14 protein-coding genes are annotated in these 12,957 nt (G+C 41.9%); 1 reads left to right on the forward strand and 13 read right to left on the reverse strand.

What is annotated here, in order from left to right; all coding sequences use genetic code 11:
- From acpS to rpoE, 12 genes are all read right to left on the reverse strand, one after another.
- The gene (gene acpS, locus FAX86_RS00590; protein ID WP_144391396.1) at nt 1-381 is read right to left on the reverse strand and encodes a holo-ACP synthase; all 381 of its coding nucleotides are present in this window, start codon (nt 379-381) and stop codon (nt 1-3) included.
- A complete protein-coding gene (pdxJ, locus tag FAX86_RS00595) occupies nt 363-1,112 on the reverse strand; it encodes a pyridoxine 5'-phosphate synthase (protein ID WP_144391397.1) in 750 nt (249 codons plus the stop codon). Before pdxJ ends, acpS begins: the two co-directional genes overlap by 19 nt.
- Before the next feature lie 52 nt (nt 1,113-1,164).
- Entirely contained in the window at nt 1,165-1,899 is a 735-nt protein-coding gene (gene recO / locus FAX86_RS00600; RefSeq protein WP_144391398.1) for a DNA repair protein RecO, read from the reverse strand.
- A 31-nt stretch (nt 1,900-1,930) separates the two neighbouring features.
- Nucleotides 1,931-2,836 carry a GTPase Era gene (era, locus tag FAX86_RS00605; protein WP_144391399.1) on the reverse strand — a complete coding sequence of 302 codons (906 nt, stop codon included), beginning with the start codon at nt 2,834-2,836 and terminating at the stop codon, nt 1,931-1,933.
- A complete protein-coding gene (gene rnc, locus FAX86_RS00610) occupies nt 2,833-3,513 on the reverse strand; it encodes a ribonuclease III (RefSeq protein ID WP_144391400.1) in 681 nt (226 codons plus the stop codon). The genes era and rnc overlap by 4 nt, the downstream gene beginning before the upstream one ends.
- Complete coding sequence (locus tag FAX86_RS00615) at nt 3,513-3,869, reverse strand: DUF4845 domain-containing protein (protein ID WP_144391401.1); 357 nt, start codon at nt 3,867-3,869, stop codon at nt 3,513-3,515. The genes rnc and FAX86_RS00615 overlap by 1 nt, the downstream gene beginning before the upstream one ends.
- A gap of 27 nt (nt 3,870-3,896) precedes the next feature.
- Nucleotides 3,897-5,159, reverse strand: a complete 1,263-nt coding sequence (gene lepB, locus FAX86_RS22410; RefSeq protein WP_205859074.1) for a signal peptidase I — start codon at nt 5,157-5,159, stop codon at nt 3,897-3,899.
- 20 nt (nt 5,160-5,179) lie between these two features.
- A complete protein-coding gene (lepA, locus tag FAX86_RS00625; RefSeq protein ID WP_144391402.1) occupies nt 5,180-6,982 on the reverse strand; it encodes a translation elongation factor 4 in 1,803 nt (600 codons plus the stop codon).
- 149 nt (nt 6,983-7,131) lie between these two features.
- Entirely contained in the window at nt 7,132-8,427 is a 1,296-nt protein-coding gene (locus tag FAX86_RS00630) for a Do family serine endopeptidase (protein WP_246128468.1), read from the reverse strand.
- Nucleotides 8,428-8,539: 112 nt separating this feature from the next.
- Nucleotides 8,540-9,013 (reverse strand): SoxR reducing system RseC family protein, encoded by a 474-nt coding sequence (locus FAX86_RS00635; protein ID WP_144391403.1) that lies wholly within the window; start codon nt 9,011-9,013, stop codon nt 8,540-8,542.
- Between the two features lie 162 nt (nt 9,014-9,175).
- Entirely contained in the window at nt 9,176-9,883 is a 708-nt protein-coding gene (locus FAX86_RS00640; RefSeq protein ID WP_144391404.1) for a sigma-E factor negative regulatory protein, read from the reverse strand.
- A 198-nt stretch (nt 9,884-10,081) separates the two neighbouring features.
- Complete coding sequence (gene rpoE / locus FAX86_RS00645) at nt 10,082-10,654, reverse strand: RNA polymerase sigma factor RpoE (protein ID WP_205859075.1); 573 nt, start codon at nt 10,652-10,654, stop codon at nt 10,082-10,084.
- Nucleotides 10,655-10,870: 216 nt separating this feature from the next.
- Here rpoE and nadB point away from each other — a divergent pair, with 216 nt between their 5' ends.
- On the forward strand, nt 10,871-12,457 hold the full coding sequence (gene nadB / locus FAX86_RS00650; protein ID WP_144391405.1) for an L-aspartate oxidase: 1,587 nt from the start codon (nt 10,871-10,873) through the stop codon (nt 12,455-12,457).
- Nucleotides 12,458-12,495: 38 nt separating this feature from the next.
- Here the strand turns inward: nadB and FAX86_RS00655 are convergent, their stop codons facing one another.
- On the reverse strand, nt 12,496-12,927 hold the full coding sequence (locus tag FAX86_RS00655; RefSeq protein WP_342778933.1) for a protein YgfX: 432 nt from the start codon (nt 12,925-12,927) through the stop codon (nt 12,496-12,498).
- Between the last annotated feature and the right edge of the window lie 30 nt (nt 12,928-12,957).

Here is a 12,957-nt window from a genome sequence, read left to right on the forward strand (position 1 = left end):
TTAAATTTCAGCAACCGCAAAAGCCACCGCCATGGTGGCTTCATCTGATAGACTGATATGAATCTTGGAAATCCCTCTTTCTTCCATTAACTGTTTAGCTTTACCAGACACAGAAACAAACGGTTTTCCATTGTCATCATTAAGAACCGAGAAATCATCAAAACGCACACCATTCGCGATTCCTGTCCCCAAACACTTCACAATCGCTTCTTTCGCTGCAAATCTCTTTGCCAAATAAGTGACAGGTTGGGCTTTATAGCTTTTTGAGCGTAATTCCTCTTCCGACAAAATTCGTTGAGCAAATCGCTCGGCAAATCGATTGAATGATTGCTCTATTCGAGCAACTTCAACAATATCAGTACCTATACCGGCGATTGCCATGCTCGAGCCTCAACCATTAGACGCTTCATTTCTGAAACCGCATCAGACAACCCAGAAAATACCGATCGCGCAATGATTGCATGACCAATATTCAATTCTATCACTTCTGGTATTTGGGCAATTGGCTGCACATTATGGTAGTGCAATCCGTGTCCAGCATTCACTTGCAGGCCTTGCTCATAAGCGATTGCTGCGCCCTTCTGTATTTTTCGCAATTCCGTTCGAGCAAATTCTTCTGTTTTTGCTTCAGCAAATGCCCCCGTGTGCAACTCAATCAGCGGCGCTTTACATCTGACCGCGGCATCGATCTGAGAAGGCTCTGCATCAATGAATAATGAAACTTGAATGCCTATATCCGCCAATCGCGAACACGCATCTTTTATTTTTGCTTCGTTGGAAACGACATCTAATCCACCTTCCGTTGTTAGCTCCTCACGTTTTTCAGGAACTAAACAACAAAAATGGGGTTTAACTTGTTCGGCGATAGACAACATTTCTTCGGTAACCGCCATTTCTAAATTCATCCGAGTTTGTAGAGTATTTCTCAGCAGAAACACATCTCTGTCAGTTATGTGGCGACGATCTTCACGCAAATGGACAGTGATACCATCTGCGCCAGCTTGCTCAGCAATCGCGGCTGCAGTTATTGGTTCCGGATAAATTGTTCCACGAGCATTTCTCAACGTCGCAATGTGATCAATATTCACACCCAATAAAATCGGATTTTTCATAAAACTTGGGCTCCTAAAATGTCCAATACAGTATAAAGATTTCGAAAGCTGTTTAACAACGACGGGAATTAACAGAGCTGTTTTTCTGCCACTGCAACCAAAGCTCGCGACTCTGTAGCGGTTTGTTCCCTAGGTACGGTAGCAATAATTCGCGGTTAATGTGTTTTAGAGCATTTAATGCATCAGGGTTATTTAATCGACCAGCAACAATGTCCAACAATGTTATACCTTCAACTTTAAATCCTGATGTAGAACCACGCTCACAAACGGAGAAAGACTCTCGTTTGTTTAGTGTATAAAGTAAATTAGGCTCAATTGGACTACCTGATGAATCCAGTGAAAAGTCGATTGCAACGCCAAAATCTTGTAACACCATCAGCTCTAGCTGCCGTAAAACAATTTGTACATCATTTTTTACGGCTAACGCGTGATATACGTCAGGCAAAAACTGAAATATTCTCGGGAAAGGTTCACCGGGCTCCATGACTCGACACAAAAGTTCACTGACATAGCACGATAAAGCAAAAGATTCACCATTAAAGCTTTTTGGCCCAGTTAACGCTTCTACAGAAACTAACGTTTTTAAATCTCCTCGCCCCTTGTATTCAACTTCAACCACACTACTCATTTGAAGTAGTGCCCGCCAGTCTTTTCTTGATTGTGCTCGCGCACCTTTCGCTACAAAAGCCATCCGACCATGCTCTTCCGTAAAAACATCGACGATCAAACTGGTGTCTTGATAAGGTCTGGAATGTAATACAATCGATAGAATGGACGATGTGTTCATTAATGCAAGAGTCTAATTTATCATGACCAGGTTAAGATTCATCATACCCCAATGAACGTAAAGCACGTTCATCATCAGCCCATCCGTCTTTAACTTTTACCCAGGTTTCTAAATACACTTTGCAATCCAATAAATGCTCAAGCTCTTTACGAGCATCGCGCCCAATGACTTTTAACTTCTCACCTTTTCGGCCAATAACAATATTTTTTTGACCATTTCTTTCTACAAGAATCAATGCATTTATACGGGCGATACCACGATCATCATATTCAAATCGTTCAATTTCAACGGTCACGGAATAAGGAATCTCATTTCCAGAGTGTCTCATAATTTTTTCGCGAACGATTTCGGCTGCCATAAAGCGTTGACTGCGATCTGTAACATAATCTTCCGGGAAGAAAAACGTTCCCTCAGGCATAAATTCAAATAATTTTTTCTTTAAGAGTTCAACGTTATCCCCTTTTTCTGCTGAACCCGGGATAATTTCCTTAAAGTTGTGTAATTTGCCGAGCGACTCTAAATGCGGCAATAAATCTGATTTATCTTTTACGTTATCAACCTTATTGATAAATAAAATGGTTGGAACACCTGAGTCAATGGCAAATTTTAAAGCGAGATCATCATCTTCATTCCAACGAGAGCCTTCAACAACAAGAACATTTAAATCAACTTCTTTTACTGTCGAGGAAGCGGCCTTATTCATTAATCGATTTATTGCCCGGGCTTCATTAACGTGCATACCTGGCGTATCAACGTAAACCACTTGAGTATTCTTAACAGTATCAATACCCAAAATTCTGTGACGAGTTGTTTGCGGTTTTCTTGAAGTTATACTGATTTTTTGACCGAGCAAGCGATTCAGTAATGTTGACTTACCAACATTTGGACGACCAATTATTGAAACATAGCCACAGTATGTTTTTTTTGCATCTTTCATGCGCTTAATTGCTCCATCATTTTATCTGCAGCAGCTTGCTCAGCCTTGCGTCGGCTTGTGCCTTGACCTTCAGTTTCTAACTTTGGCTGATTAATTTTACAAGACACCCAATAGGTTCGGTTATGATCTTTACCTTCTGAACGGACGATTTCATACTGAGGCAGCTCTTGATTTCGACTTTGTAACCACTCTTGAAGGCGAGTTTTTGGATCTTTTTCTGCCATGGTTAGTGACAAAGACTGATAACGATTCTCATACAACTTATGAACGACCTTTTCCGCAGATTGTAAACCGCCATCTAAATAAACGGCTCCTAAAATCGCCTCAAATGCATCCGACAAGATTGACGCTCGACGAAACCCGCCACTTTTCAATTCACCACTTCCCAGAGCTAATAAGTCACCAAGGCACAATTCATTTGCTATCTCAGCCAGTGTTTTTTCCTTCACGAGTTTTGCGCGCAAACGAGTTAGCTGACCTTCATCTCCTTGAGGAAACAAATCGTACAGTTTGGCTGCGGTTACGAAACCTAAAATACTATCACCAAGAAATTCAAGACGCTCATTGTGCTGTCCTTTAGCACTTCGGTGAGTTAGCGCCTGTTCAAGTAAAGTTCGCTTTTGAAATGAGTATTCAATGTTTTTTTCGAGTTCTTCTAGAGCTTGATATTGACGCATTACACTTCGACACTTTCCCGAAACTCAACTAACAAATAAAGATTCCCAAACATCTGAACTTTAGCATTGTACTCTATAGACACTTCTAGCTTTCCGTTTCTTAAGTTTTTAAACTTAATGTCTTTCGTAGTCGCTCTCTCAACTTGATCTATTTGAAAGTTTGCTTGTATTTTTTTCAAAATTTCATTTTGAGAGCGTCCAACATTAGATTTTTCAACGGAGAGAAGAGCTTTTCTAACACTCATACCTTCCATATAGATAGGTGTTAGCATTAAACCAGCATAGAGGAAAACTCCAGCCATTCCGCCGATAATAAGCCACTGCCAAAATGAAGCTCCGCGCTGTTTTGTTAACATAAAACTCTCTCCATAATTGCTAAAGAATTACTTTATACCCTGAACCCGATCAAACTTTACTCCTGTTGGAATATAGCTCATTATACCGCCTTTATCAGGATTCTTCTTATCTTCAAAGCCGAACTCTAAATGCATCCAAATAGCCTCAGCTTTGCCAACCATACGTTTTTCAGGAACAAATCCCCAAAAACGACTATCGCTACTGCCCGTTCGATTATCTCCCAGCACAAAATAGTTAGCCTGAGGTACTTTCACGCCTTTCGCCCAATCGTAGTGAAATGAGCCTCTATCTGCGTGGAATTTTCGTTCAGTTAAATTCGGATAAACCCGCTTATTAGCTTCATAACTTGCTCGCCATCCAGGTATGTAACGATACTGTCCATATTGAATATCTTTCTCATGAACTAAAATCTGATGCGTTACCGTACCGATAGTCTCTTCATAAACATCCGTATTTTCGAAACCATCATCAGAAACGAGACGTCGATGTATCAAGTTTTTTACACCACACTGTAAACCCGCGTTATTTGCATTTTCTCGTGCAGAATCAGTATCGCAATTCGGTATGATAAAGAGTTCATGTTTTTGATTATAAAAAACAGTGTCACCTGGTAACGCAATTAGCCGTTTAATATAATCTTTCTCAGGCTCGTGAGGTGCCCGAAAAACCACAACGTCACCCCTTTGAGGCGCATCGCCCTCAGTAAGCTTCGTTTTTGTAACAGGCAAACGTAGACCATACGCGAATTTATTCACCAAGATAAAGTCGTGGACCCATAACGTTGGTTTCATTGAACCCGAGGGAATTTTAAAGGGCTCATAAAAAAATGAACGTAGTAAAACAATAATTAAAAGTAACGGAAAGAAAGACCAACCATAATCGATCCACCAAGGTAACTTACGAACCGCTTCAATTTCTTTTTCATCCGGATGCGTTTTAATTTGGTATAAGGCTTGTACTTTGGCTTCTGCCTTTTTTTCCATGTAAAACTTTTCGACTAAGGTAATAACGAAACTAATTCCTAAAGCCACGACCAATATCAATTCAAAATTGGGTAACATCATCCAAATAACTGCCGCAATACAAGTCATAACAAACGCGGTGTCAGATAAGCTCACCCAATCTGGTTTCTCTAGAATTTTTTGAGCATCTTCGTATTCAATATTTCGCTTTTTCGAGCGTAATTTTTCAAGCTTATCTTTTCGCTGTTTTGACCAAACCCAAATATCAAGCCCACTAATAATCGAAGAAGCAATAAATGCAATAATTAAAAAAGTTTTAAAATCCATAAATTACCAAGTCCCACTCATTAATCTTTGCCAACTTGCAATACGGCAAGAAAAGCATCTTGAGGGATTTCGACGCGACCAACTTGCTTCATTCGCTTCTTACCCTCTTTTTGTTTTTGTAATAGTTTTTTCTTACGGCTGACGTCACCACCATAACATTTCGCAGTAACATTTTTACGTAATGCTTTAACAGTCGAACGTGCCACAATTTGATTGCCTAAAGCAGCCTGTATAGCGACTTCAAACATCTGCCTGGGAATCAATTCCTTCATTTTCTCGACCAATTCACGACCGCGATAAAAAGCTTGTTCTTTATGGACAATCATTGCTAACGCATCAACTTTGTCACCGTTAATCATAATATCCAACCGTGCTAATTTAGCAGGCTGAAAACGGACAAAGTTATAATCCAGCGAAGCATAACCTCGACTCACCGATTTAATCCGATCAAAAAAGTCGAGCACTACCTCATTCATTGGTAACTCGTAAGTTAAAGAAACTTGATTACCGGCATATTGCATATTTTTTTGAACGCCGCGTTTTTCGACACATAACGTAATTACATTACCTAAGTAGTCTTGTGGAACCAGGATATTCGCTTCAACTATAGGTTCACGCATTTCATCAATTTCGCCGGGCTCAGGCAGTTTCGACGGATTATCAACATAAACTACCTCACCGTCGTTTCTTACGATCTCAAAAACAACGGTTGGAGCGGTTGTTATAAGATCAAGATTGTATTCTCGCTCTAAACGCTCTTGAATAATTTCCATATGAAGCATTCCGAGAAAGCCACAACGGAAACCAAAGCCTAAAGCAGTTGAGTTTTCTGGCTCGAAAAACAAAGATGCGTCATTCAAACTCAATTTACCCAAAGCATCTCTAAAATTCTCATAATCATCAGAAGATACCGGGAATAAGCCGGCGTAAACTTGAGGTTTCACTTTTTTAAAGCCTGGAAGACGTTCTTCGGAAGGGTTCTTTACCGTGGTCAGCGTATCACCTACTGGCGCACCATGAATGTCCTTGATGCCAGCAATAACATATCCAACCTCTCCCGCACGTAACTGACCAGTATCCTTTCTTTTGGGTGTGAAGATACCGACATGATCAACAAGATGAGCTTTGCCTGTGGACATGACCAACATTTTGTCACCTGCGTTCAAGGTACCCTCGACCACACGCACTAAAGAGACAACACCTAAATAATTATCGAACCATGAATCCACGATGAGCGCTTTGAGCGGTGCCTTGTCATCACCCTGTGCTGGCGGCACTTTAGCAACGATCGTTTCTAAAACGTCCTGAATTCCAACACCAGTTTTGGCAGAGCAACGCACTGCGTCTGTTGCCTCGATGCCAATAATGTCCTCAATTTCTTGACTGACTCGGTCAGGATCTGCTGCTGGTAAATCAATTTTATTGAGTATCGGAATGACTTCGAGATCTTGCTCGATGGCGGTATAACAGTTTGCGACTGTTTGCGCTTCAACGCCCTGACCTGCATCAACCACTAGAAGCGCACCTTCACAAGCAGCAAGTGAACGCGAGACTTCATAAGAGAAGTCAACGTGCCCCGGCGTATCAATAAAATTCAGCTGATACGTATTTCCATCCTTTGCTTGATAATCCAAAGTAACACTCTGGGCTTTAATGGTAATGCCACGCTCTCTTTCCAAATCCATTGAATCCAGTACTTGTTCATCCATTTCACGGTCTGTAAGCCCGCCACAAAACTGGATTAAACGGTCTGAGAGTGTCGATTTGCCATGATCGATATGCGCGATAATTGAAAAGTTACGAATAAATTGTGTATACGACATAAAGTAATTGCCCAGAAAACCTCTGTTTCAACGAAAATGCGGCGCCCAAATGAACCGCAACTACTCGCATTCTATCAAAAAGGCGCCGATTCTAACGTATTTTAAACAACAAAGGCAGTGACTTTGCACGTATCTGGCAAGTCACTGGGTTATTCATTACCTAATTTTAGTACCAAAAATCTTGGCCCCATACCTCTTCGGTTGACTAGAACCGCGACAGAGCCAATTTCTGGCAACCGATCGAGAGCGCTTTGATAGTCTTCGATGCTATTAATCCGTTGTTGGTTAAGCATTTGCAGAATATCGCCTTCTCGAATACCCGCATCTCTCGCTGGACCAGAAATCACTTCTCTTACCAGTACACCGTATTCAACGTCGGCCATTTCTCGGATACGATCATCCAACTCGACAACCGTCATACCAAGGCCGGCATTACTTTCGCCACCAGGTCTGCCTCGGTCGGCAACTTCACTTTGAGGCCTCTCACCAATAGTGATATCCAATGTCTTACGATCGCCATTTCTTAAAATGACCATTTCCACTTCTTTTCCAGGCTTAATCCGTCCAACTAAAAATGGCAAATCCGCGGCACTGCCAACTTCTTTTCCATCGACCTCAATCACAATATCGCCCACTTTCAAGCCACCTTCTTCAGCCGGCGAATCTTTAGTTACCTGACGCAATAAAGCGCCTTTAACTTCATCCAGCTCAAAAGCCTGCATAGTGTCATAGTCGACATCTTGATACATTACACCAAGAAATCCTCGGCTGACTCGACCGTCTTCACGCAATTGCTCAGCGACGTCCATCGCTAAATCCATCGGAATGGCGAAAGCTAAGCCCATATTTCCGCCAGTCATACTGAAAATTTGTGAATTGATACCGACAACCTCTCCTTTTTCATTGAAAAGTGGGCCACCGGAATTACCTCGGTTAATAGCAGCGTCGGTTTGAATAAACGGCACATATTGCTCTCTTGCCAAACTGCGGCCTTTCGCACTGACAATACCAGCCGTTACTGTATGCTCAAGTCCGAAAGGGGCGCCATACGCCAAAACCCATGCTCCAACTTTGAGCTTCTCCACATCACCAATTTTTACCGCCTTTAAATCCTTTGCGTCGATTTTTAGCAAGGCGATATCGGAATCCTCATCCTCTCCCAACAGTTCAGCTTTATAAACTTTTTTATTCACCAACTGAACATAAATAGATTTAACACCATGAATCACATGTCGATTTGTTAAAACGTAGCCGTCGTTATCTATAATAAAGCCCGAACCAGAGGGTCCTTGGGCCTGTCGTCCACGACTTTCTACTTCTGTTGTGATAACAACAACAGAATCTCTCACATCTTCAACAACTCGCGTAAAATCAGGACGAGAAGCCTGAACCACGCCCGCCAGGGCAACCAACAATAACAACACATTTGCTTTTACAAACTTCACTGCTTGCATCTCCTTCATTCAGAAAAATTACTATTGGATATATTTGAAAAATTAAATGATCTAAAATCGTTACTAATTCGTGTACGTCTGTTTATGACCTCATAATTCAACTTTAGTGCGACTCGATTTGTAACACTATGTTGTCAGAGCGAAACGCAATTAACTTAATCTCATTCAAAATTCGGCGCGATAATTTCTGGGTAAGCAATTTTGAAGTGCCCAGACCCAAAATGAATCCTAAAACACCTCCCACGACGACAATACCTTCCGAAAATAGTAGTGCTTCGGTAAACACCGCACCAACAAAAAGAAAGACTATCGGGACCAAATAAATGACAGAAGAACCAAGCAATAAACCGGCATTGGGAACTTGAACAATCACCTCATCACCAGACTTTGCACCAATCGTATTTTCCAATTTCAACAGTTGTAATTGTCGCCCAAAAACTTTACTAAGAATTCCAGTTCCACAAGTATTAGAAGTAGAACAACTATCACAAGACGATTTTTGAACAGCCGAAATCCACACGTGAGCTTCATCAGCTTCAACGACATTTGCAAATTCATTGTGATAGTTTGCAGCCATAAAAACCTCGTCAGTTAAAACGATACGTTTGCATCAATTTAACATTAACGACCAAACGAGTTATATCCGTTAAAAAATAACTCAACAAAAATCTATCTTACAAAAACAACTAACCCCCAAAAATGGGGGCTAATTTAAAATAATCAATACAGTAGTCGCGATTTACTGATCTTGATGCTCAAGCTCCTCAAACGCTTTGAGCTCAGCCTCTCGATTTTTCTTCTCCAATTCCATCATAACTTGGCGGAACTGCTTGGGTGTCATGCGATAAGTTTTAACTTGCTCTCCGCTAACCAACCTAACATAAGGTAACGCGCCTGAATTTGTCGCATTCGATGATTGTGAAAATTTATTGAAGATTGTATTAATGCGTTCTAATTGTGCTCGTTCCTCTTCCGTAACATGATACTCAGCTAACATGGTATCTGAGGCGGTAGTCCCACTCACATTATTTGCGGCGGGTAATGAAGAGGAGTTTACAAGAGTCGCATTACCTGACGGCGCAGAGGCTCCAGGATACCACTGAACCCCAACAATCACAGAGAGAGCAACAGAAGCAGCCACCGCCCAACCAGTAACCAATTTACGAGTTTTTGACGATCGTTTCGGCGCTAATACAGTCGGTTCTTGAGCAATTGCCTCACTGACTCGATTACTAAAGCCCGCCTGCCAATGAGCTGATGATTCATTACACATCACAGCACGAATCGCATGGAAAGATTCGAATGATTTGCGGCCATCTTCAGAACGCATTATTTCTTGATAAAACGTCTCGCTGTCTGGACCGTCATATTCATCATCCATCCAATCTGAAATTGTCTGTTTAACATCATCGTGCTTCATATCAACCAACCCCGATTTTCTCGCCATAGAGCAACCAACTCAAAAACGAGTTTTCTTATTTATCGTACGCCTTCAACCTGGCACAGTCTGACGCTAGAAATCCTATAAAGTTCAAAGTTTATTCAACAATTTACTCGACTAAAGCGCATCAAACCTGCTTTCCCAATGAGCTTTTTCCAAAGCCCGCTGGTTAATTCTCAAAATCGCGACGTCTACCTTCTGAGACTACAACAATTCGCGAATGTTCCGATCAATTGCCTCTCGTGCTCGAAAAATCCGCGAACGTACAGTACCGACCGGGCATTCCAAAACATCAGCAATTTCTTCGTAGCTCATACCTTCCATTTCTCGAAGTGTTATAGCAGACCGCAAATCTTCAGGAAGCGCCTCTATCGACTCAAATACCCGAGTTTTCAACTCATCAGTTAAAGCCAAGCGCTCTGGAGAACCATTGTCTTTTAAAGCATCAACCCCACTGAATTGCTCCGCTTCTGACGCATCTACATCCGAATCGGGTGGGCGCCGACCCTGAGCGACTAAGTGATTTTTTGCCGTATTCACGGCAATTCGATAAAGCCAAGTATAAAACGCACTGTCCCCTCTAAAGTTGGGTAACGCTCGGTAAGCTTTTACAAAAGCGTCTTGCGCAACATCAGCAATATCAGCAGGCTCTCTAACTAATCTGGAAATTAAACTAAAAACTTTATGCTGGTATTTTTTAACCAGTAAATCGAAGGCTCCTTTGTCACCCTTTTGGACCCTTTCAACCAGCTCTTTGTCATTCCCGGCACTCATCATACCTCCTCCTGAGTGTCAGGTTATTATTCGTTGTCATTTATGACCATCCAATAGAACTTTAGTTCGTGTTCATGAGTTTATTTTTTTATAATTATGACAGTTTAGAGTCATATATGGTGAAATTGCGACGAAAAAGACGCATCTTTTTCGCCAAACGGTTGAAACTGCTTAATTTTCAACCGACTCTTTTAGTAATTTTTTAAATTAGGGCATTAAATGTCTCAACATATTCACGACGTACTCATCATTGGCAGTGGTGCCGCAGGCCTTTCTGCAGCTTTGCACTTGTCGCAACTGGGAACCGTAGCTGTTCTATCAAAAGCAGAGTTAACTGAAGGCTCCACATTTTATGCCCAAGGTGGAATTGCTGCAGTTCTTGACTCTAAAGACAGTATTGAATCACACGTCCAGGATACCGAAATTGCAGGGGCAGGCTTATGCCATAAAGATGCCGTTCGATATACGGTAGAAAACTCAAAAAAATCCATCGAGTGGCTCATATCTCAAGGTGTCACTTTTAGCACAAAACCCAATAAAGAAGGTGAACTGAAATACCACCTCACCCGTGAAGGTGGGCACAGTCACCGACGAATTATTCATTCTGACGATGCTACCGGTAAAGCAGTTTCGACAACATTAGTTGGCGCTGTAAAACAACAACAAAATATAATTTTATTTGAGAGCCACAATGCCATCGACCTCATTACGCGGCAGATGAATGGTAAAAAACGCTGTGTCGGCGCTTACGCACTAAATTTAAGCACCGGCGAAGTTGAAGTTTTCAAAGCTCGATTTGTCATTTTGGCGACTGGTGGAGCAAGTAAAGTCTATCTTTATACGAGTAACCCAGATGTTGCCTCAGGAGATGGAATCGCGATGGCTTGGCGTGCCGGCTGCGAGGTTTCTAACCTGGAGTTTAATCAATTTCATCCAACTTGTTTGTATCATCCTGAAGCACAGTCATTCCTTATCTCAGAAGCTTTACGAGGCGAAGGTGCGGTTTTAAAAAGACCGGACGGTACTCGATTCATGCCCGAATATGACAAACGAGCCGATCTTGCACCGCGCGACATTGTCGCCAGAGCCATCGATCATGAAATGAAGAAACTTGGCGCAGAATGTATGTATCTAGACATTTCTCACAAGTCACCCGAGTTTATTAAAAGTCACTTTCCCAACATTTTAGAAAAATGTTTAAGTCTCGGTATCGATATAACCCAGTCACCCATGCCAGTGGTACCGGCCGCGCATTATACCTGTGGCGGAGTTGCCGTTAACTTGAAAAGTCAAACTGCGGTCGCTGGACTCTATGCGATTGGAGAGGTCGCCTGTACAGGTTTGCATGGCGCCAATCGAATGGCCAGTAACTCTTTGCTCGAGTGCCTGGTTTTTGCTAAAGCGGCTGCCGAAGATATCGAGTCTCAATTTGACAAGATCACCGTTTGCGACGAAGTTGCTGAGTGGGATGACAGTCGCGTCACTGACTCCGACGAACAAATTGTTATCACACACAATTGGCATGAGCTCAGACAAGTCATGTGGAATTACGTAGGCATTGTTCGAAGTGACAAGCGCCTACGGCGTGCCGAACGAAGAATTGAATTACTCAAGCAGGAAATCGCTGAGTATTACCAAAACTTCCGCGTAACCAACGACTTACTGGAGCTGCGAAATCTGGTACTTGTGGCAGAATTAATGGTGAAGTGTGCCAAACTCAGAAAAGAAAGTCGCGGATTACATCACACGCTCGACTATCCCGAATTAGCCAAAGAAGCCCACGACACGGTTTTAACGCCCGACTAAATCCTTTTGGACGCATTGAGCTAGTTCAATGAAAAAAGCTAGGAACTTTTATTCTTTATATGAAAATAACGATGCAACTCGTATGACAACTGCCGGAACGAGTTTTCCCCCAACACATCACGCCATAAAAAGATACGCTCGTTAGTTTTATCATTATTTTGATACACGAGCATCAGGCCAAAAGGAAATAACCGAGAAGACTCCAAAGGTGAAATGGTCTCAGAAACCTCATTGACATCGTTTCTAATCCACCATGTCCCATCATTAATCGTCAAGCGTTTGAGAATAAACGATCGTTTATGTCGCCATAAGCATGCAACTGTACACCCCATAATAGCGATAACCACTGAGCTCCAAACAACCCAGGATTTGAACAATAGCGCTGAGACTATTGTGATGATCAAAGGAATTATCAAAGCGAGTAAATAAAAATACACTCCCTCTTGATTAGAACCGTCAAAACGAGTCATTTAATCGATATGAAGTAGTTATCAGCAAGC

This window comes from Pleionea sediminis, assembly GCF_007570825.1.
Taxonomy (GTDB): domain Bacteria; phylum Pseudomonadota; class Gammaproteobacteria; order Enterobacterales; family Kangiellaceae; genus Pleionea; species Pleionea sediminis.

Bases quoted from the DNA above. Each gene is read 5' to 3' on its own strand.
- lepA (WP_144391402.1), bottom strand. From the start codon at position 6,982: ATGTCGTATACACAATTTATTCGTAACTTTTCAATTATCGCGCATATC.
- pdxJ (WP_144391397.1), bottom strand. From the start codon at position 1,112: ATGAAAAATCCGATTTTATTGGGTGTGAATATTGATCACATTGCGACG.
- FAX86_RS00635 (WP_144391403.1), bottom strand. From the start codon at position 9,013: ATGGCTGCAAACTATCACAATGAATTTGCAAATGTCGTTGAAGCTGAT.
- lepB (WP_205859074.1), bottom strand. From the start codon at position 5,159: ATGGATTTTAAAACTTTTTTAATTATTGCATTTATTGCTTCTTCGATT.
- FAX86_RS00615 (WP_144391401.1), bottom strand. From the start codon at position 3,869: ATGTTAACAAAACAGCGCGGAGCTTCATTTTGGCAGTGGCTTATTATC.
- nadB (WP_144391405.1), top strand. From the start codon at position 10,871: ATGTCTCAACATATTCACGACGTACTCATCATTGGCAGTGGTGCCGCA.
- acpS (WP_144391396.1), bottom strand. From the start codon at position 381: ATGGCAATCGCCGGTATAGGTACTGATATTGTTGAAGTTGCTCGAATA.
- FAX86_RS00655 (WP_342778933.1), bottom strand. From the start codon at position 12,927: ATGACTCGTTTTGACGGTTCTAATCAAGAGGGAGTGTATTTTTATTTA.
- FAX86_RS00640 (WP_144391404.1), bottom strand. From the start codon at position 9,883: ATGGCGAGAAAATCGGGGTTGGTTGATATGAAGCACGATGATGTTAAA.
- rpoE (WP_205859075.1), bottom strand. From the start codon at position 10,654: ATGATGAGTGCCGGGAATGACAAAGAGCTGGTTGAAAGGGTCCAAAAG.
- rnc (WP_144391400.1), bottom strand. From the start codon at position 3,513: ATGCGTCAATATCAAGCTCTAGAAGAACTCGAAAAAAACATTGAATAC.
- recO (WP_144391398.1), bottom strand. From the start codon at position 1,899: ATGAACACATCGTCCATTCTATCGATTGTATTACATTCCAGACCTTAT.
- era (WP_144391399.1), bottom strand. From the start codon at position 2,836: ATGAAAGATGCAAAAAAAACATACTGTGGCTATGTTTCAATAATTGGT.